Source organism: Dehalobacter restrictus DSM 9455 (assembly GCF_000512895.1).
In the GTDB taxonomy this organism is placed as follows: Bacteria; Bacillota; Desulfitobacteriia; order Desulfitobacteriales; family Syntrophobotulaceae; genus Dehalobacter; species Dehalobacter restrictus.
In genome coordinates this window covers 1,191,390-1,210,060 of sequence record NZ_CP007033.1, presented here as the reverse complement: position 1 = coordinate 1,210,060, position 18,671 = coordinate 1,191,390, and the positions used below count along the sequence as shown (strand labels likewise).

Here is an 18,671-nt window from a genome sequence, read left to right as displayed (position 1 = left end):
CTTAGACTTTTATAAATTAATACCGTTACTTTCCCACTTGTGAAAGTTGATTTAATAGTTAGAAAATTTTATTTACATTATTAATGAATAATGGTATTGCAGCATTATTGTTAGTTACCTTATAGGCAAGTGCCATATCGATAAAGAATTCACTATCGTTTATTTCAAGGAATGCTGTATTACTGATGGACATACTTTTTAAATGGTGAGGTACCACAAATATTCCATTTGTCTCTTTAATAGTAAATGAAACGGTGTCGATCTGATCAGTAAATGTGAAATGCTTTAAGCCTATGCCGTGGTTTGTTAATAATCTTTCAACACAAAATCTGTGCCACTCTTGGTCACCTAAGAAAATAAATAGTTGTTCATCAAGATCAGCTACGTCAACAGATTCCTTTGAGAAAAAGGGATGTTTGTCAGAAACTATCACAGCTAATTTTTCGCTGCGGATATCATGAAAAATTAGGCGGTCAGCATGTGGAAAGTACTCATGAAGAGTAAGACCAACGTCTATTTTATCATTTAATAAATCTTGTATAAGTTGCATTGGCTGATAGGATGATATTAAAAGTTCAATATTAGGATATTTTTCTTTGAAAAATCTCATTATTGGAGTTATATATTCATCACTGGCGTAGTATAACATCCCTACCTTGAGTTTACCTGTAAAACCGGAAGATAATAGCGTAGCCTTAGTAAGTAAATTTTCATATTGTTCAATAATTTTTTAAATTCACTAACTACAATCATACCCATTGGAGTAAGCTCAACGCTATGTTTTGTTCGTTTAAGTAGCTGAATCCCTATATCTGTTTCAATCGCAGTTATGTGCCTGCTTAGTGCTGGTTGTGATATGAATAATTCCTCTGCGGTGTGTGAATAGTTCAGATTTTCAGCCAGTGCGATAAATTCATGCATATAGCTAATCTTCAAAATATCACCTCACAATTTTTATTCGTTCTCATTATACTGATGTATGCTTAAATGCCAAATTTACCATAATACAACGCTATAATTTTTCTTGCAATTATCATGTACTAGCCTCCTTTCAGAATTTGTGGAGTAAAATCGGCGTGTCGGGCTCATGCCGTCTGCATGAACGTCCAGTACATACCACGGTTTACCAGTACTGAGTAATAATTGGATATTATGCGGAGAGCGCTTAACAGTTTTATACTTGTCTTTTATAAAATTTTTGCATAACCAACGATAAAACGATTATTTCCATTATGATGCATTCTTTGTTAGAATGCATATACTTTAGCACAATAAAGGAGTTAAAACAAGAATTAACATTTTGAGTAATAAGGCTAATTGAAAGTCACTAGGAGCCAAAAGAAATCAATGAATAATACTGCTTCTTGTTATTTTTATTTAGTTAGGGAGGATTTATATGAAAGCCAGTTAAGCGAGCTGGAAATAATTGGGCTTGAAAAGGCAGATAAAATTTACCAGAATGTTGAACGGTAGGATAAGATTATGAAAATCAATATTTTTATTCTTTATGATGAATTAAAACGGTATCATCCTCAAATAATCGCAGATGATGAATTCCCGTTAAATTTATGCGGAGTTCGACGTTTACCTCTGGATCAAAAGAACATCACCACGGATTATTTATATCTGTTGTTTCCTGAAGAAATCCCGTCTCTAGATGTTAATCCAAAAAAACTTAACATTGTTGTATTAGGTAAGATTGATAAAAGTACCATACTGGCTTACGGTTATCAGGCAATTATCATAGACGGAAATATTAATTCAGAGCTCGTTTTTCAACAAATCCAGGACATTTTTGACAAGTATAATTGTTGGGGAGAAACTATGATGGAATATATTTTACAGCGCAAATCTCTCCAGATCATCCTTGATAAAGGGGCAGAGCCTTTATCCAATCCGATTGCGCTTTTCGATATTTCATTTAAATTTATTGGTCAAGGTGGAGTCTTGAATTCTAAAACAATTGAAGGAAGTATATGGAAAACCGCCTTTACGAAGGGATATGCTCCTGTAGATATTTTTCCCGATACTTATAGAAACATGTTTTATGAAAAACTGGAAGGATCTGATTCCAGTTTTCTTATTCGCCCTCCTAAAGAATTTCAAGACAATTGCTGGTTGTTAGGTCCTGTTTTTAGTCAAAACCATCTGAATGGATTTTTAGGGGCAACTGACATAAATTGTGATTTTACAAAAGGAGAGTGCTCAATTGTTACCTATTTTGCGAAGATGATGGGGATATATTTTGAAAATATCGTAGAAACTACTATCCCCGATAGAGATATCCCTTATTTTATTGATCGAATACTAAGTGGGTATTCTGTTGAAGAGGGCATCGTGGAGTATTACTTAAAGAAGCAAGGTTGGAAAATGAATGATACATTCAAGCTTTTTTATGTAAGCGGACAAGATCTTTCCAAGTCTCATCAGGAACTTTACTTTATTATGTTTCGTCTGAAAGTAATTTTTAAAAACTGTATTTTATTTAGATATGAAAACGGAATTGTTGTAATCGTAAAAACAAAAGAAAATAAATTAGTTTATGAAGGCGAAGGAGAAGCTGATTTTAAGGAATTTGAAAAACTATTATCAGAAATGAACGTAAACGCTGGTATAAGCATGGAATTTTACGACTTTATGAGTATAAAATATGCTTATAAACAAAGTAAAGCCGCATTAAAAGAAGGAGCGCCTTTTTCCCATAAAAGATATTGTTTTTTTGAAGAATGTTATAGTAAACACATCATTAGTTCACTGAATGAATCTACTGGGTTAAAAAGTTTATGCAATCAGCAAATCCTCAAAATTTCTGCCTATGATAAAAAAAATGGCGACATGCTCTTAACAACCTTACGAAGCTATCTTTTAAGTGGATGCAACATTTCACAAACTGCTAAAAATCTATACATTCACAGAAATACATTGATGTATAGAATTAACAGAATCGAAGATATTTTGGAAACTGATTTAAGAGAGATAAATGAAGAACAATTCTTGATTTTATATATAACTTGTTTGATATTAACAAATAAAAACTAAGAGTATGCGCATACATATAATAAATTTTCCAATTATGTATTCGGTATCAGCATCAAGCCTTACGGCTAAAGGATATGGACAGAAACATAATAGATCTCTCTGCCTATGAATAAATTGTAAGGAATCAGAAGCATACAAGAAGGACTATGCAAATTCCCCGATATAACATCCATATAGAATTTTATCTGTTGTTGCAGAGTTTTTTAGCTGCGGGAACGGGAGAGCTGTGATCTGTGCATGGCTGCACCGCTCAAGTTATGATAGAGCCTCTTCAAATCCAGAAATTATTTGATATCGAAGATTAACGCCGAGAGGCTTGACAACATATCATGCGGTGTAAGCGTCAAACCGCAATCTTATTTATACTGGTTCGCCAGTCTCTTCTTCAGATTTTCTGCCACTAAGGCAGGATCAATCGGATTCCTGGCAATACCGGATTCCATTGCAGCTTTGGCTGTTGCAGCAGCGACAGCAGCGGCAACTTCAGGATTAAAAGCACTTGGGATGATGTAGTCGGCACACAATTCTTCCGGTTTAACGCAGTTGGCAATTGCTTGAGCGGCAGCAATTTTCATTGCATCGTTGATATCGGTTGCGCGGACATCAATCGCACCGCGAAACATGCCCGGGAAAGCCAGAACGTTGTTGATCTGATTGATAACGTCGGAACGTCCGGTCGAGATGACAGCAGCGCCGGCATTGATGGCTCTTTCAATCGGCCAGATTTCTGGAATCGGATTGGCCTGAGCAAAGACGATCGGATCTTTGGCCATGGATTTAATCATCTCTTCGTCAATAGAATCTGGAGCTGATACGCCGATAAAGACGTCCGCACCCTTGATCGCGTCTCTGAGGCTGCCTGTGCACATTTCATAATTTGTCTTTTCAGCGATTTCGTCCTTATATTTATTCATACCTTCAGGGCGTCCTTTATAGATCGCACCTTTGGTATCGCACATAATGACGTTTTTCAGTCCCATACTCATCATCAGCTTGATGATTGCAATCCCGGCGGCTCCGGCGCCGTTCGTTACGACTTTGATTTTATCTATACGCTTGCCGACGACTTTCAGCGCATTAAAAAGACCCGCCAAGGTAACAACAGCCGTTCCATGCTGATCATCATGGAAGATCGGTCCTTTGAAAATATTACGGGCTTTTAACTTTCCTTCAATTTCAAAACATTCGGGAGCTTTGATGTCCTCAAGGTTAACACCGCCAAAAGTCGGGGCCATTAACTCGACAAGCTCAACAATTTTATCAATATCATTTGTATTTACACAAATCGGGAAGGCGTCAACGTCGGCAAAGGCTTTAAACAGAAGGGCTTTTCCTTCCATGACAGGCATAGCCGCTGCTGGACCGAGGTTGCCAAGCCCGAGAATGGCTGTTCCATCGGAAACGATACAGACATAGTTGGCATGGTTGGTGTAAACATCGAGATTCGCTAAATCTTTTGCAATTTCTTTCACAGGATCAGCCACTCCGGGGGAATAGGCCAGCGTCAAATCGTCCCTGTCATTGGCAGGAACCGTTACTTTTACTTCAAGTTTACCAGGCCTTACAGCGTGAAACGCCAAAGCCTCTTCACGCAGGTTTTTAATCCGGGACATTCACATCTTCCTCTCACTTTGTGGTTTTTTTCGTTTTATTTTTGGCTTAAGTCTTTTTTATTCAGTATGCTTTTTTAAGTAATACATTGTCGTTATTTGACACATTACTTATGTAAACAAATTATAAAGGCGTTTCGTTAAATTATCTCATGAATGAAAACAAAAAATCAACCATTTTGTTTTTGAAAGTAAGTATCAGAATCGGTGAAATTGTCCTCGGATGTTGGGATCAATACGTTATATTGATTTGAAGCGGATTAAATAGCTCACAATGTCTGGCCGCCCCTACAGGGGCAGCCAGACATTGTGTCACGCGAGTCATATAAAACTTTAGAGCAACCTTAGCTCAAGCTTCTTTCGCTTCAATCTCAGCCTGAGCAGCCAGAATATCTTTGGCATTCAGGTATACGGGAGTATCCACCATTTTTCCGTTGTAGGATACGGCTGCTTTTCCTTTGGCAATACCCTCTTCTTCAAACACTTTGACAACGCCGTTAGCCCATTCTACATCGGCCGGGTCCGGAGCATACAGACGGTTGGACGGTTCGACCTGGCCCGGATGAATAATCATACGACCTTCATAGCCCATCTGTTTGCCATCGGCAACGTTCTTCTCGAAAGCGGGAATATCCTGGTAAGCAACAAACGGTGCGTCAATTGCTACGATACCGGCTGCACGGCAGGCAACACCGACTTTGGCGCGTCCCCACAGCTGCTCATTCGCTTCAGAGGTTAGTTTAATCCGCATGTCGCGGCAATAATCTACAGCGCCAAAAATAGCATTCACGTTACGTTTGCTGGCCATACAGCACTCATATGCATTCATGATTCCTTTTGCTGTTTCCAGTAGCATAGAAATTTTGACGGAACCCACTTCCAGACCACGTCGGCGCTCCAGCTCTTCGAGCTTCCAGTCCAGACGCTTGACATCATCTGGATGTCCAGTCTTGGCAAGCGTTACGCCATGAAGACCTTCCCAAACGACAGCCTCAAGGTCATCGTTGGTTAATTCTGTTTCCCAGTTGTTAATTCTGACATAAACCTGGGAACCATTGGAACCGGCGTATTTCAGATTCTCGGCAATAATTTTGCGTGCATTTTCCTTTTCTGCCGGCGGTACGGAATCTTCCAGATCCAGCGTGATGATATCAGCAGGAAAGCTTGGCGCTTTCTCAACCATCTTCGGGTTATTTCCCGGTACATAAAGAATCGATCTCATAACAGCCATTTTGAATATGCCTCCTATTTTTACCTTTAAGATTTTTGGGTAACAATGCTAAGTACTTTGTCAACTCTAAAATGCATTAAATCACTGAGGGAATTTTCGTCTGACCGGACGATACCAAGAATCAATCATTATTCCTTAATTTTATCCTTCAAAATAATGGGGATATCTATTGGCGTTTCAGCGATAAAACCGCCCGCTTTAAGGACAGCTTCAATTTTACTCTTCGCTGACCCGCGGCCGCGTTCGACAATATTGGAAGCATGGGAAAAACGTTGGCCTTCGGGAGCCCAGGCTCCGGCTACGTAGATTACGAAAGGTTTTGTGAATTTGCCTTCCGCAATAACATCGGCACATTCCTCTTCCTGAGAGCTGCCGATCTCAGCATAGACGGCTACACCTTTTGTTTCAGGATCTGCTTCGAATAAGGGCAGCAAATCAGCCATAGATGTTCCAAGTATAGGCTCGGTTCCGGTATGCACAACCGTACTTACGCCGAAACCACCTTCTCTTAATACCCAAGGAATGGTCCCTGATTGTCCGCCACTGCGCGAAAAGACACCGATATTACCTTTCTTAAAGAACTTGTTAGCCCACTCGACATTGCCACCAAGCCAGCCAACAACTGCTTCTCCCGGTGTCAGAATGCCAATGGATCCGGGGCCGATTAAGCGGGTTCCTCTCAACTTGCAATAAGCGACCATTTCCATAATATCATGGATGGGTGTTCCTTCAACGCACGGAATAACATTTTTGACACCCGCGTCGGCAGCTTCAAAAACAGCGGTTTTCAGAACACTGCCCGGCACAAAGATGACGCTAAAGTCAATTTCATCGTGTTCTTTGGCAATTTCCTTAACCGTATTATAGACGGGGATGCCATGAACCTCGTCCCCTTTTTTCCCTGGGCTGGTTCCGCCGATGACTTTGGTGCCATATTCTTTCATGTATTTGGTTCTTACAGATCCTTCACGGCCGGTAATTCCCTGGATAATGACTTTAGACCGGTCACTGATTAAAATACCCATTCTTATCCCTCATTTTAATTTTGTAAAAGAAAATTGGCTGGTGACAGCCTTAGCTGCACTTAGATATATCAGAAAGTAATTTATACTTTCTGATATGCAAATGAACTATTGTAAACCGCGTTTGGTTAGATAGACATCAAGACCCGCAATCGGAATATTGATGGTCAAAGCCTTATTCCCTTCGAACTTGCAGGCGATCTCACAAGCCAGACATTCTGTTCCAAGCCGGAGAACTTCCTCTGCGCTCAGATGCTCGACGGATGGTTTCCCGTCAACAATTTGAAGTAACCCTCTGGCATATTTTTTACAAGCTGCTGCGCACGCTTTGGTTTCACATGTGTCACACTTGTTGGTATCGATGCCTATGGTAATACTTTTTTCTTTGATTTCCAGCATGGCATTTTCCTACTTTCCCTGAGCATCTTTTTCCGCTCTGTATTCTTTGGCCAGAGCCAGAAGTCTTTGACCGATAAACTTCGTATCCGTGACATGCTCTTTTCCGTATATTTCAATTCTTTTGCCAATTCCGTCCGAAGTCATAAGCTCTGCCAGACCCTTGCGCAGAATCTCCATGGATTCATCCTCGCGGTTGCCGCAGAGTAACAGAACGCAAGGCAGGCCGGGCTTCTTCGGAAGCTCTTCCCACAGTACTTTGACAATCGCATTGGCATGGTGCCATTGCTCCTGATTCGCCATCATAAAACCACCAAGAAGATAACCGTCAATATTGGGCTGCGACAGTACGCTCTTGGCAACGCGATAGATTTTGGATCCAACAGGATTGCCGCTCGTGTCGGCATAGTTGGCAGGTTTGAGTCCTACCTGATTCAGCGCATCAAGTCCCATCATCGCCGAACCGCCGCCGATCGGATGATAGCCAATATAGCCGGGGCTTACTTCGTCATAACCCATATTCATCAGAAAGCCGGTTCCACGGGCATCTGTTTCTTCAATGCTCCAGCCGATCATATCGAGTTCGGTGACTTCACCAGGCAAATCGCGGGCAATTTTAATGCCGAATTCCGGATGTCGGCCCACAGAACTGTTATCAATCTCCATTTTGCAGTCTGCGCAAATCAGGCTTCCATCCTCCGTCATGACAAACGGATTGATCTCCAGTGTCTGGCAGTCATACTTTTTGTAGACTTGGGACAGCTTCGTCAGGAAAGAAGCAAACTTACTCAATTCTTTATTTGGAATGCCAGCTCGGACACAAAAATCGATCGCATCGTAAATCTGCAGACCAAAAATAGGGTCAATATTCATCTTAAAAATAAGTTCTTCAGGAACACTTTCAATATCCATGCCGCCTTCTGAGCTGAACATCAGCATCGGGCAGCGGGCGTCTCTCGCATTGTTAATGACAAATGAACAATAGTATTCTTTTTTGATCGCCAGTTTCTCCTCAATTAAAACCTGTCTGACAGGGAGTCCTTTGACTGTCTTTACCAGTATTTCAGCAGCTGCCGCCGAAGCTTCGGACGGAGTTTCGACCAGTTTTACAATCCCGGCTTTTCCTCGTCCTCCTGCCTGGACCTGACCTTTGACAGCTACGGACTTGCCAATCCATTCTGCCGCTTGCTGTGCTTCTTCCGGAGAAGATGCCGACCTGCCCTTCGGTACGGGTATTCCCGCCTTGGCAAGCCATTCCTTACCTTGATACTCTAGAAATTTTGCCATCCATAATCCCTTCCATATCGTCATATTGATTCTAGTACCTTGTATATACTGAAAGAAAACTCAAAAAATTAAAGGAATATATGGTTATTCCTTTAATTTTTGTTCATTATTAAAGTAATCTTATGTATCGCTATTAACTTGCCTTATGAATTATTATAACGAAATTATTTGCAAAAACAAGACTAAATAAGCCGAATTGCATGATTTATTAGGGAAAAACCAATCTTTTAGAACTTGATTTAGGCCAAAGCTTCGGCAATCGCTTTGCGGGCAAGTTCGTCACATCGTTCGTTCTCGGGATGTCCGGAATGACCTTTGACTTTAACCCAGACAACGTCATGCTTTGCCGTGAGTTCCACAAGCGATACCCAGAGATCACGGTTCTCAACCGGTTTCTTTTGCGAACTCTGCCAGCCATTCTTTTGCCAGCGAGAAAGCCAGTTTTGTTCAAATGCATTAATTAAATAGGCACTGTCACTGTGGACCTGGACACTGCAGCTTTCTTTCAGGGCAGCAAGTCCTTGGACTGCCGCTGTCAGCTCCATGCGCTGATTGGTTGTATTGCCCTCAAAGCCGCTGATCTCTCTTTCATGTTCACCATACTTCAGGATTGCCGCCCAACCTCCCGGCCCGGGATTGCCTGAACAGGCTCCGTCCGTATAAATTTTTACACTTTTTACAGTCATTGAACCCCCTATTTTAAGTAAAGAATCAAGGCATTTTCATCACAATTAGGAAACTTAACACAATTGATGCATTCTTTCCAGACCTTATGGGGCATTGAATCCTTTTCGGTGATTTCGAATCCCATATGTTTGAAGAAATCTACCTGATACGTCAGGGTAAATACCTTGGGGCAATGGAGCTCCTTGGCCTCTTCCAAAAGTAGCTCAACAATCTTGCGGCCTAACCCCTTCCCTCTGTAGCTTTCCTCAACCGCCAGTGCCCTGATCTCAGCGAGATCGTCCCAGGTAATATGTAAAGCGCCGGTTCCGACGATCCGGTCATCCTCTACCGCTACAATGACCTCCCTGATTCCTTCATACAGCGCACTTCGGGTTCTGGGCAGCATGAGTCCCTGTTCTGCATAATAATTGATCAGGCTAATAATATCTTCCACATCGCTTAGCTTTGCATGTCTATAGGTTACCATCTTTTCTCCTTTATCTGTCCATGTTTCCCGACAAATGATGGAATGATCAGATCCGGTACCGGGCAACTGTCAGGTATTGCCGAATGCCTTTCTCCACTTTGCTTTGCATTAAAGCATAATGGACGGCAGTCTCTTTAAGATCAAGCGTACTGCCCCAATTTAGGATATTTTGGTCGATACCCTTGATGCCGCCGCTCGCTAAAGTAAGATGAGGTTTAAAAGGCCTGGTATCAGGCGGTGCTCCAAATTGGCTCGTCGCGTGCTGGATCTGCTTTTGCAGCTGAATCAGCTTCGGTTCTTTTCTTATCCCGGCCCATAGTATCCGAGGCTGTATGATATTCGGGAAGACACCAAGGGAATCAAAAGCAACCGCAAATTCACCGATACGTCCCGAAACACCCGTCAGGGTCTGTTGCAAAGCATCAAGATCCTTTTCTTCCACTTCTTCTAAAAAACGCAGCGTCAGGTGCAAGTTATCACGTCTGCGCCAATAGCCGCGGAGACCTTTAACCTTAAGTTCATCCTGCCATTTTTCGAATTGGTCAAGACTGTGTTCACTAAAATTCAGGCTGATAAATAATCGCATGCAGCACGGCTCCATCGTATGTGGCATTTTTTCCTTACCACAATCTTACTATGCATCGATGCCGAATGCAATGAAGTTATCTTTTACTCCTTTAAAGCCCTCCGTCCGCCATTCTTTGGGCATAATGATCAATGGATAGTTGTCGGGCTGCTTCAGCCAGGATTGGCACAGACGCAATTCTTCCATGTAATCGGCTTCGCAAAAAAGGAATATTTTGTGGTTCCACTCCAGTTGCGGATATCCCGGGAAACCTTGGTGATGCTTCGTATAGTTTTCAAAAGCTGAAAATGCCAGCAACGTTTGTACAACTTTTAGCGATGGTTTCTCCAAAACAGGTTTAATCATCCTAATAGATTGATCCCGTTGGAAAAAATACAGTTGCCGGCTTTCAATCAAATCACTGAAGTCTTTTGGATACCAGGGAACCTCCAGGTACTTTCCAAAATATTGGGGGATAAATTCCCTGTCATAGATGATCTTAAGATCTAATAATTCCCTGGAATCAAGGCTGCCATTGATCTCCATATTCTCCAGCAGTTCCAGTATCCCATTAATGGCTCTGCAAAATTCATCATTAAGATTTCCGGAGAAATCGACCCACCCCAACTTTAGAAATTTGGAAGCAATATTTTTATTCCTGGTCCATTTTACTTTAGTAGACAGTTCAAACTTGTTCCCTTTCTTTTTAAACTCGGCAATTTGAATATTTCCCCAGCAATAGGTGATTTTATTCTTTTCGGATACTGCCCGGACTCTTCTCTTGGCCAGGCTTTGAAAATAGCGGTTGATCACCGTCAGGTGATTCCAGGCCACCGGATTTAATTCTCTTTGCCAGTGTTCCCAACCGGGGTGCAACTCTCCTGTATCCAACCGAAAAAAGCCTTTATCGTAATCTTTTTCTGCCAGGACATATAAATTTGGGGTTAATTTTTCCCGCCAAAATACCGTCCTGGCAAACAGCATGCCTCCTATTTGAGAAACCGCACCTAAAAATACAGGAGAAAATTCTTTTGCCACATAATAAATCAAAGTCCTGCTGCCATTTCCTAGATGCCTTCCCCACAGAATCCCGCCCAAAAGAAAGTCTTCCTCCCGGTAGACTCCCTGCGCAGCGATGATTCCAACTCTGAAGCTGATATCCCCGGCACTGAAATAATCAAATTGGGAAGGCAGATGCCAACCTTTCCTGACTTCTTCTGGACATTCTTCCCATCCGGATACACTGAAAATGTCCGGATTAGCATCCCATAATTCCTTCCATTTTATGTTCAAGTCAAATCCTCCCTTTACAAGCTGTTTTTTTATTATTACGCTTGATAAAGGCAGGAAATGACAAGGTATCTTTCCAATCATAAAATTATAAAAAAAATTAACCCGGCAACGCCCGGGTTCTTTAGCAGATGGTCAAAATAGAATATAGAATTCCATGTATATTTCTGTCTATTTGTTTAAATTTTCCCTAACGCCTAATTGCATATAAATAACTTCTTCCCCGATATTTGTACAGTAATCGCCGATTCTTTCGATATAGCGGGTCGCTAGAAGCAGGTAGACCGCCTGGCCTGATATTGCCGAGTCTTTCGCCATCATCTCATTCAGTTCGTTAAAAATCAGTTTATAGTAATGATCCACTTTGTGGTCGGTCTCAGCCAGAGACCGTGCAAGTTCAACATCTTCACAGATAAAAGCCTGGACGGCCGTACGCATCATTTGGACTGCTATCTCAGCCATTTTCGGCATGTCAATCAACGGCTTGATCAGTGGATCTGGTCCGATCCGCAAGGATACTTTGGCAATATCGACAGAGAGATCGCCCATTCTTTCCAGAGAGGAAATGATTTTATAGCTTGCAACAATATTGCGGAGATCCGAGGCAAACGGCTGCTGGGTTGCAACAAGGTGGGTACAGAGCAGCTCGATATCCTGCTCAGAATCATTGATCTGGCCGTCATCACGGATGACCTTTTCCGCCAGAGCCATATCCCTGTTCTTCAAGCTTTCCATGGCCTGTTCTAGCGCCTTCTCAACTAACACGCTCATCTCTACTATTTTTTTCTTCAGCTCCTGAAGCTGGGCTTCAAATTTATGGCGCATCGTATCCCCCCGGTGTGACTTCCTCTGCAAAATGTGTAATGTAATACAAAATAGCATAACCTAATGTACAAATGATAACAATAGAATTTACTTAATAAAGAAAGCTATCTAGGACGATCCATGATTATGCCTAAGCTTATTAAGACACTAGAAATTATAAATCGTAAGGGTATAATAGAATAAGAATGAGATTAAAGTCAAAATAAAAAGGAACTGAATGATGTTCTATCGGATCAAACAATTACGCAGTGCGCTGCACCCGGTTGTAAATGAGAATGAATACTCCTGGCTAAATGCCGTACTGTCGGAGCGGGAAAGACAGCTGTTTCTGAAGCAGACCCTTACAGAGCAAAGGCATGCACTCGATGTCGCTCGGGATATCCAGGAACAGAGCAGTCTTATTGAAAATGGTTATGGAAAAGAAGTTTACCATAACCTATTAAGTGGTGCGCTTCTCCATGACTGCGGAAAATCAGTGATCCATCTGCTTCTGTGGCAGAGAATATTTATTGTTGTCTTTGATTATTTACCGGAGCGGATCAAAAACATCATTCGCCAAAGCAAATCAGTTTTCGGCAAGACGCTGGTGATTTACACACAGCATCCTGCTTGGGGGAAACGACTGGCTGCCCGGGCAGGACTCTCTCCCGAAATCCAGCGCTTAATCCATAACCACCATACCCCACAAAATTCTATGGAAGAAATCCTTCACTCGGCTGATAACAGGCACTAGTTTCCAAGTTACCTGTACAGCAATTCCAAAGCAACTTGTACGATTAAAACAAGCTTTCACAAACTACAGATGCAACTTACCGAAAGTGGCCATCCATTACGGAGACTAACCCGAGCAAAGACTTTATACTGCTTATTCTTTCAAATAATCCTTAAATTCATATAATTCAAAATCCTGCGAATAAACCGATTTATGCTGGTTTATCTTTTTGTATTTCTGAAGATGTCTGCTTTTTTGATCAAGCTTTTGCGTAAGGATCTTATTTTCCTTTTCAATCTGCTCAAGCAGGTCCATGAGGACTCTCCTGCTTAAACGCAGATTATCAAGCTGTTTTTCCAGTTCCATAATTCTATGAGTCAACAGGACGGTTTCCTCATTCGTGCTCAAACTTTCATCTCCCGGAACAGAATTATATTCTTATACAGCTATTCTATACGCTTCAGATTGTTTTTAATCCTTCCCGGCTAAAAAAGTTCCAACCCGCTGAACCGCTTCCTGAAGCTTCGTCTCATCCTGAACCAGCCCAACCCTGACATATCCCTCGCCATACCGGCCAAAGGCAATGCCCGGCACGACAAGAACGCCAGCCTCGCTGGCCAATTCAAACGCAAAGGATAACGAATCCTGCTTCGTGGGCACCGGGGCCCAGACGAACATGGATCCTTTGGGCCTGTTCATCTTCCAGCCGGCTCTGGCACATCCGTCGACCCAGATATCCCTTCTGTTTTTATAAGTCTGCTGATTGGCGAGGATGGTCTGATCACCGCCGCTTAAGACAGCAACTCCGGCCTTCAATACAGGCTGAAAACTCCCATAGTCAATATTGGATTTGATAGTTTCCAGTGCTCTGATGACTTCTTTATTGCCTACCACAAAGCCAAGTCTCACTCCGGCCATATTATACGACTTGGAAAGGGAATGAAACTCTACCCCTACGTCCTTTGCTCCTTTGGCCTGTAGAAAGCTTGATGGCCTGTAGCCGTCAAAAGCCAGTTCTGTATAGGCAGCATCATGACAAACCACAATTTCATGTTTGGAGGCAAACCTGACGACTTCATTAAAGAAAGTCTCCTGTGCAACAGCAGCGGTTGGATTATTAGGATAGTTAAGGACCATCAGTTTAGCCCGGTCAGCGGTCTGGGGGGGGATCCGATTGAGGTCCGGCAGAAAATCGTTCGTTTCCAATAACGGCAGTACAACCTTTTCACCTTCGACCAGCGCCAATCCGTCTGAATAAATCGGATAACCAGGATCAGGGATGAAAGCAGCGTCGCCTTTATCAATAAACGCCCAGAAAATATGCGTTAGACCGTCCTGGGAGCCCATGACCGGAAGCACTTCCGTCGCAGGATCAATATCGACGTTAAATCTTCTTTTATACCATAATGAGCAAGCTTCCCGGAACTCCGGAATTCCTCTGGTCAGTGTATACCCATACGCCTTTTCATCGAGGCTCTGCTCACTAATTATTTTTCTGATCTCCAGAGACGGAGGCAAATCAGGGCTTCCTACACTTAGATCAACGAGCGCTTTGCCTTCACGTTTAAGCTCTTCTTTCAACGACGCCAATTGTGAAAAAATGGATGTTTGCAGACTTCCCATTCTTACTGCGAGCTTCATGTCATCTTCCTCCTCAGCTGCTCAATTTGTTGAATGGCCTCCATACCAACTCCCCAAGAGCCTAATTTTATGCCAGGCTTAATCGCATGACCATGAAAATCAGATCCGCCTGTAATCAGAAGGCTCTTTCTTTCTGCCAATGCTTTAAAGTAATTTCGTTCCTCCACACCGTGGTCGGGATGATAGACTTCAATCCCCTGCAGCCCGGAGTCGACCCATGCGGCAATCTCGGGTTCCGTACATTGGCTGCCCGGATGCGCAAGCACGGCTACGCCTCCGGCTTCTCTTATAATTGCAATAGCTTCCACAGGGTCAAGCTTATACCTGGGAACGTAAGCCGGCCTTCCTATCTTTAAAAATCTCTCGAAAGCGTCTTTCAGATTGGCGGCATCCCCATGCCTGATCATGGCCTGAGCCACATGGGGCCGGCCGACAGAATCCCCATTGACAAACTGACTTACTTCCTCAAAGGTCAGGGTGATTCCGAGCTGTTCCAGCTTCTGAAGGATCTTTCTTATTCTTTGCACTCTTTTTTCCCGCAGTTCCTGCAACCTGGTATGAAGAACCTCATTGCCCTCTTGTAACTCATACCCGAGGATATGGACTTCCTTGCCCACCCAGTCGGTGTTGATCTCTATGCCTTTAACCAGACAGATCCCCGTCTCAGCTGCAGCCTGTTCTGCCTCCGCCCAGCCATTGATGCTATCATGGTCCGTGATGGCCAAAGCTTTCAATCCGACTTCTGCCGCAGACTTAACGACTTCTTCCGGTGTAAGGATCCCGTCTGAAGCAGTCGTATGACAATGCAGGTCGGCCTCAAATCTTGTCTGGTATTTCATGATATGTTTACCTCTAAGAATTTTCACATTAAGACATCGCTCAAAAACCTGACATAATTCCCATAACATATTCTGGCTATTTCGTTCTGATTAAAACCACACTGAGACAATTTTTCCACTAGATACGGGAATGTACCGACATTTTCCAGCCCTTCCGGCGTCGTCTCAATTCCGTCAAAATCCGATCCGAAGCCAACGGCATCGACTCCCGCTACTTCTGCGATGTGGCAAATGTGCCGGACAACATCATCTATAGTTGCTTTTCCGGTATCACTCAGGAAATCCTCACAGAAATTGACCCCAACCAGACCTTTCTTGTCTCCTAGCGCACGCAGCTGGTGGTCAGTCAAGTTCCGGCGATGGCCGCATAACGCTTTGGCACAGGAATGGGAAGCGATGACCGGACGTTCAGAATGCCGCAGCACATCCCAAAAACCTGCCTCATTTAGGTGGGAGACGTCGATTACCATCCCAAGCTGATTCATTCTTTCGATTACCTGAAAGCCAAAACTAGATAAACCGCCGCTTCCTTCGCTTTCCCCGACGCCGTTGCCGATCGCATTCCTTTCATTCCAGGTAAGGCCAATGCTTCTGACTCCGAGCCTGAAAATCAGATCAAGCATAAAAATGTTTTCGCCAAGAATTTCTCCGCCCTCAATATTGATAAGCAGGCCCAGCTTATTGGTCCGGCCTAACTGGGCTGCGTCTTCTTGGGTTCTTACTAAAAATACCTCACTGGAATTATGATCAATGAACCTAAGTGCGGCTTCGAGTAATTCCAGTCCCCTCCAGGCCGCCTGAAACGGTTTGTATTCACTTTCAATATAGGCAGCCAGAAACTGCAGACCGAGATTGGCCTGTTTTGCCCTAGTCAAATCCCAGTGTCCAAATTTTGCTGTTTCTTTCAAATTTCTTTTTCCGGCAGCATAATCTCCAATGCTGTCGCAATGACCGTCGGCAATCCATATATTTTTCATGGTCAAATTTTGCTCCTTTATTTGTATTCTAAAGGATAATCGGGCAGAAGGCTACTTATTTGGAAAGCTTGACTGATACCAATCCTTTAGCGACTGCCTTAGTTGCACTTAGCTAAATCAGAAAGTACAAATACTTTCTGATATATTAAAAAAACCCGCCCCCAAGCAGGCAGGTTTAGAATCATTGGGTTTATCTGGGTTCGACAATCAGTTTGATCGCAGTCCTCTCTTCTCCTTCAATCAGGATATCGGTGAAAGCCGGAATACAAACCAGGTCAAGACCACTCGGAGCAACGAAACCTCTGGCAATAGCAACTGCCTTTACTGCCTGGTTTAATGCGCCTGCGCCAATTGCCTGCAATTCAGCTCCGCCTTTTTCCCTAAGTACTCCTGCTAACGCTCCAGCTACTGAATTAGGACTTGATTTTGCTGAGACTTTTAACACATCCATTATCTAATACCTCCCAATCGATCCTTTTTACATGTATTTCCACTTTGATGCTATATACTATTCGCGTAATAGTAAAAAAATCCTCTTTTTAGAAATGTCTGATTTGGTATTTTCTGTGTGAAAAATCCTGCACCTTATTTGGTGCAGGATGTCTATTTTTGGATAGGAATAATACGCTGTGTTTTGCCGGTTTTTTCATCTATTTGAAGCACCACAGCATTCAGCTGGTTCACCCCGTCGGCCACTTCAAATCTCGCCGGCATCTGCGTCAGAAAATTATTAATAATGATCTCTTTTTTGACTCCCAAGACCGAATCACGCGGGCCGGTCATTCCAACATCTGTAATATATGCCGTGCCCTGGTCCAGTACCCTGGCATCCGCAGTCTGGATATGGGTATGTGTACCAAGAACTGCACTTACTTTGCCGTTAAGAAACCAGCCAAGCGCAACTTTTTCCGAGGTCGCCTCGGCATGAAAATCGACAATGATCACCGGGGTCTCCACAGCCATCATATTGATAATTTGATTGACCATCGTAAAAGGGTTTTCCAACGGAGGCAGGAAGATTCTGCCTGATAAATTGATAATCCCCGTCTTTATTCCGTTGCGAATAACAAAACCATAGCCTTTTCCCGGTGCCCCTTTCGGGTAATTGGCAGGCCGGATCAGCTTGGTTTCATCATCAATAAACTTTATAATTTCCTTTTGGTCCCAGACATGGTTGCCCATCGTCAAAAAGTGGATTCCGTAATCATATAACTCATAGGCGACTTCTTTGGTAAGTCCCCGCCCGCCTGAGGCATTTTCAGCATTGGCAATCACCAGATCAAGTTTATGCTCTTTCTGGAGTTCGGGAAGAAAAGCAGCCACCGCTTCTCTTCCCGGTCTGCCGACGATATCACCGATAAAAAGAATCTGCATAAGGTACTCCTTTACTTGCACTAACCCCTTGGTTCAACCATTGAAAACAAGTACTCTGCCGTCTTCCCGTACCGCTGTAATGTTTTTTTCTGTTCCGTTAGAACGTACAGCTGCCATCATATGATTAATGATTTCTTCCTGCAGTATGATCTCTTCTTCAGGCAGGCTGCATTCATCAGTAATCAGCTTAGCGCCAAGCTCGCTTTTCATGATTTCTACTATGAGGTTGATTTCGGTGTGGGTAATACTGCTTAAATCTCTGCTGATCACAATCAGGTTCAGTTCCTGTTCAAATTTTTCAATACTTAAAAGCTGAATTTTCCGACCTTCAATCTGATGAAACAATTCCAAGGCCTGCCGAAGTTTATTCTGAAGCGCTTCAAAGCCGCACTCCTTGACGACCAGGAATTTAAGTATCATGGTCTGCTGCTCCTGATTGCAGCTGATCGTTACAACTTCCGGATAGCACAGCAAAATAGAAACAAGTAATCCCGTACTGTAATTCAGATAATTTGATTCAGCAGTTATGACTTCTGAAGCGGCCATCTTGATAATCCTTTCCCGAATGTGAAATAGTAGAGCTTTCTCCAAAACATATAGTAATTCTTCAAGGAGACGCGAAGTCCTTCCCGGTGTGCCCTAGCAATTATAACCTATTTTGTCCCAACATACCAATATAAAGAAAATTTGGCTGGTTCAGAGAGTACTTA

At 42.9% G+C, this 18,671-nt stretch carries 21 protein-coding genes; 2 read left to right on the top strand and 19 right to left on the bottom strand.

Going from position 1 to position 18,671, the window contains the following annotated elements:
* Positions 1 to 58: 58 nt before the first annotated feature.
* Positions 59 to 649: a LysR family transcriptional regulator substrate-binding protein gene (locus DEHRE_RS05810; protein ID WP_025205446.1), complete on the bottom strand. Its 591-nt coding sequence runs from the start codon at positions 647 to 649 to the stop codon at positions 59 to 61.
* Positions 650 to 651: 2 nt separating this feature from the next.
* A complete protein-coding gene (locus DEHRE_RS05805) occupies positions 652 to 936 on the bottom strand; it encodes a helix-turn-helix domain-containing protein (RefSeq protein WP_025205444.1) in 285 nt (94 codons plus the stop codon).
* Between the two features lie 546 nt (positions 937 to 1,482).
* On the opposite strand from DEHRE_RS05805, the gene DEHRE_RS05800 reads away from it, so the two are divergent.
* The gene (locus DEHRE_RS05800; protein ID WP_019226674.1) at positions 1,483 to 3,039 is read left to right on the top strand and encodes a PucR family transcriptional regulator; all 1,557 of its coding nucleotides are present in this window, start codon (positions 1,483 to 1,485) and stop codon (positions 3,037 to 3,039) included.
* A gap of 356 nt (positions 3,040 to 3,395) precedes the next feature.
* On the opposite strand, the gene DEHRE_RS05795 is transcribed toward DEHRE_RS05800, so the two are convergent.
* The 10 genes from DEHRE_RS05795 to phoU all read right to left on the bottom strand — a co-directional run bounded on the left by DEHRE_RS05795 (position 3,396) and on the right by phoU (position 12,418).
* The gene (locus DEHRE_RS05795) at positions 3,396 to 4,652 is read right to left on the bottom strand and encodes an NAD(P)-dependent malic enzyme (protein WP_019226675.1); all 1,257 of its coding nucleotides are present in this window, start codon (positions 4,650 to 4,652) and stop codon (positions 3,396 to 3,398) included.
* A gap of 346 nt (positions 4,653 to 4,998) precedes the next feature.
* Positions 4,999 to 5,880 (bottom strand): HpcH/HpaI aldolase/citrate lyase family protein, encoded by an 882-nt coding sequence (locus DEHRE_RS05790; protein ID WP_019226676.1) that lies wholly within the window; start codon positions 5,878 to 5,880, stop codon positions 4,999 to 5,001.
* 128 nt (positions 5,881 to 6,008) lie between these two features.
* The gene (locus DEHRE_RS05785) at positions 6,009 to 6,905 is read right to left on the bottom strand and encodes a succinate--CoA ligase subunit alpha (RefSeq protein ID WP_019226677.1); all 897 of its coding nucleotides are present in this window, start codon (positions 6,903 to 6,905) and stop codon (positions 6,009 to 6,011) included.
* Positions 6,906 to 7,010: 105 nt separating this feature from the next.
* Positions 7,011 to 7,301 (bottom strand): hypothetical protein, encoded by a 291-nt coding sequence (locus DEHRE_RS05780; RefSeq protein ID WP_019226678.1) that lies wholly within the window; start codon positions 7,299 to 7,301, stop codon positions 7,011 to 7,013.
* A gap of 9 nt (positions 7,302 to 7,310) precedes the next feature.
* On the bottom strand, positions 7,311 to 8,585 hold the full coding sequence (locus tag DEHRE_RS05775) for an ATP-grasp domain-containing protein (protein ID WP_019226679.1): 1,275 nt from the start codon (positions 8,583 to 8,585) through the stop codon (positions 7,311 to 7,313).
* Positions 8,586 to 8,824: 239 nt separating this feature from the next.
* The gene (gene rnhA, locus DEHRE_RS05770; RefSeq protein ID WP_019226680.1) at positions 8,825 to 9,271 is read right to left on the bottom strand and encodes a ribonuclease HI; all 447 of its coding nucleotides are present in this window, start codon (positions 9,269 to 9,271) and stop codon (positions 8,825 to 8,827) included.
* Positions 9,272 to 9,279: 8 nt separating this feature from the next.
* The gene (locus DEHRE_RS05765; RefSeq protein WP_019226681.1) at positions 9,280 to 9,738 is read right to left on the bottom strand and encodes an N-acetyltransferase; all 459 of its coding nucleotides are present in this window, start codon (positions 9,736 to 9,738) and stop codon (positions 9,280 to 9,282) included.
* A gap of 46 nt (positions 9,739 to 9,784) precedes the next feature.
* Complete coding sequence (thpR, locus tag DEHRE_RS05760; RefSeq protein ID WP_019226682.1) at positions 9,785 to 10,324, bottom strand: RNA 2',3'-cyclic phosphodiesterase; 540 nt, start codon at positions 10,322 to 10,324, stop codon at positions 9,785 to 9,787.
* A 48-nt stretch (positions 10,325 to 10,372) separates the two neighbouring features.
* Positions 10,373 to 11,596, bottom strand: a complete 1,224-nt coding sequence (locus DEHRE_RS05755) for a hypothetical protein (RefSeq protein WP_019226683.1) — start codon at positions 11,594 to 11,596, stop codon at positions 10,373 to 10,375.
* A 168-nt stretch (positions 11,597 to 11,764) separates the two neighbouring features.
* Entirely contained in the window at positions 11,765 to 12,418 is a 654-nt protein-coding gene (phoU, locus tag DEHRE_RS05750) for a phosphate signaling complex protein PhoU (RefSeq protein WP_019226684.1), read from the bottom strand.
* A gap of 217 nt (positions 12,419 to 12,635) precedes the next feature.
* On the opposite strand from phoU, the gene DEHRE_RS05745 reads away from it, so the two are divergent.
* Complete coding sequence (locus tag DEHRE_RS05745; RefSeq protein ID WP_242837048.1) at positions 12,636 to 13,151, top strand: HDOD domain-containing protein; 516 nt, start codon at positions 12,636 to 12,638, stop codon at positions 13,149 to 13,151.
* Between the two features lie 132 nt (positions 13,152 to 13,283).
* On the opposite strand, the gene DEHRE_RS05740 is transcribed toward DEHRE_RS05745, so the two are convergent.
* The 7 genes from DEHRE_RS05740 to DEHRE_RS05710 all read right to left on the bottom strand — a co-directional run bounded on the left by DEHRE_RS05740 (position 13,284) and on the right by DEHRE_RS05710 (position 18,507).
* Positions 13,284 to 13,538, bottom strand: coding sequence for a hypothetical protein (locus DEHRE_RS05740; protein WP_015042395.1), 255 nt, complete (start codon positions 13,536 to 13,538; stop codon positions 13,284 to 13,286).
* Positions 13,539 to 13,601: 63 nt separating this feature from the next.
* A complete protein-coding gene (locus DEHRE_RS05735) occupies positions 13,602 to 14,771 on the bottom strand; it encodes an aminotransferase class I/II-fold pyridoxal phosphate-dependent enzyme (protein ID WP_019226686.1) in 1,170 nt (389 codons plus the stop codon).
* Entirely contained in the window at positions 14,768 to 15,610 is an 843-nt protein-coding gene (locus DEHRE_RS05730; RefSeq protein WP_019226687.1) for a PHP domain-containing protein, read from the bottom strand. The genes DEHRE_RS05735 and DEHRE_RS05730 overlap by 4 nt, the downstream gene beginning before the upstream one ends.
* 23 nt (positions 15,611 to 15,633) lie before the next feature.
* Positions 15,634 to 16,587, bottom strand: coding sequence for a dipeptidase (locus DEHRE_RS05725; protein WP_019226688.1), 954 nt, complete (start codon positions 16,585 to 16,587; stop codon positions 15,634 to 15,636).
* Between the two features lie 190 nt (positions 16,588 to 16,777).
* A complete protein-coding gene (locus DEHRE_RS05720) occupies positions 16,778 to 17,038 on the bottom strand; it encodes a stage V sporulation protein S (protein ID WP_015042391.1) in 261 nt (86 codons plus the stop codon).
* A 152-nt stretch (positions 17,039 to 17,190) separates the two neighbouring features.
* The gene (locus DEHRE_RS05715; RefSeq protein WP_019226689.1) at positions 17,191 to 17,961 is read right to left on the bottom strand and encodes a TIGR00282 family metallophosphoesterase; all 771 of its coding nucleotides are present in this window, start codon (positions 17,959 to 17,961) and stop codon (positions 17,191 to 17,193) included.
* A gap of 33 nt (positions 17,962 to 17,994) precedes the next feature.
* The gene (locus DEHRE_RS05710; protein WP_019226690.1) at positions 17,995 to 18,507 is read right to left on the bottom strand and encodes a hypothetical protein; all 513 of its coding nucleotides are present in this window, start codon (positions 18,505 to 18,507) and stop codon (positions 17,995 to 17,997) included.
* Positions 18,508 to 18,671: the final 164 nt, after the last annotated feature.

Coding starts and splice junctions, on each gene's coding strand:
- DEHRE_RS05715 (WP_019226689.1), bottom strand. CDS start 17,961: ATGCAGATTCTTTTTATCGGTGATATCGTCGGCAGACCGGGAAGAGAA.
- DEHRE_RS05735 (WP_019226686.1), bottom strand. CDS start 14,771: ATGAAGCTCGCAGTAAGAATGGGAAGTCTGCAAACATCCATTTTTTCA.
- rnhA (WP_019226680.1), bottom strand. CDS start 9,271: ATGACTGTAAAAAGTGTAAAAATTTATACGGACGGAGCCTGTTCAGGC.
- DEHRE_RS05790 (WP_019226676.1), bottom strand. CDS start 5,880: ATGGCTGTTATGAGATCGATTCTTTATGTACCGGGAAATAACCCGAAG.
- DEHRE_RS05765 (WP_019226681.1), bottom strand. CDS start 9,738: ATGGTAACCTATAGACATGCAAAGCTAAGCGATGTGGAAGATATTATT.
- DEHRE_RS05725 (WP_019226688.1), bottom strand. CDS start 16,587: ATGAAAAATATATGGATTGCCGACGGTCATTGCGACAGCATTGGAGAT.
- DEHRE_RS05800 (WP_019226674.1), top strand. CDS start 1,483: ATGAAAATCAATATTTTTATTCTTTATGATGAATTAAAACGGTATCAT.
- DEHRE_RS05780 (WP_019226678.1), bottom strand. CDS start 7,301: ATGCTGGAAATCAAAGAAAAAAGTATTACCATAGGCATCGATACCAAC.
- DEHRE_RS05710 (WP_019226690.1), bottom strand. CDS start 18,507: ATGGCCGCTTCAGAAGTCATAACTGCTGAATCAAATTATCTGAATTAC.
- DEHRE_RS05795 (WP_019226675.1), bottom strand. CDS start 4,652: ATGTCCCGGATTAAAAACCTGCGTGAAGAGGCTTTGGCGTTTCACGCT.
- DEHRE_RS05785 (WP_019226677.1), bottom strand. CDS start 6,905: ATGGGTATTTTAATCAGTGACCGGTCTAAAGTCATTATCCAGGGAATT.
- thpR (WP_019226682.1), bottom strand. CDS start 10,324: ATGCGATTATTTATCAGCCTGAATTTTAGTGAACACAGTCTTGACCAA.
- DEHRE_RS05745 (WP_242837048.1), top strand. CDS start 12,636: ATGATGTTCTATCGGATCAAACAATTACGCAGTGCGCTGCACCCGGTT.
- DEHRE_RS05810 (WP_025205446.1), bottom strand. CDS start 649: ATGTTATACTACGCCAGTGATGAATATATAACTCCAATAATGAGATTT.
- DEHRE_RS05730 (WP_019226687.1), bottom strand. CDS start 15,610: ATGAAATACCAGACAAGATTTGAGGCCGACCTGCATTGTCATACGACT.
- phoU (WP_019226684.1), bottom strand. CDS start 12,418: ATGCGCCATAAATTTGAAGCCCAGCTTCAGGAGCTGAAGAAAAAAATA.
- DEHRE_RS05775 (WP_019226679.1), bottom strand. CDS start 8,585: ATGGCAAAATTTCTAGAGTATCAAGGTAAGGAATGGCTTGCCAAGGCG.
- DEHRE_RS05720 (WP_015042391.1), bottom strand. CDS start 17,038: ATGGATGTGTTAAAAGTCTCAGCAAAATCAAGTCCTAATTCAGTAGCT.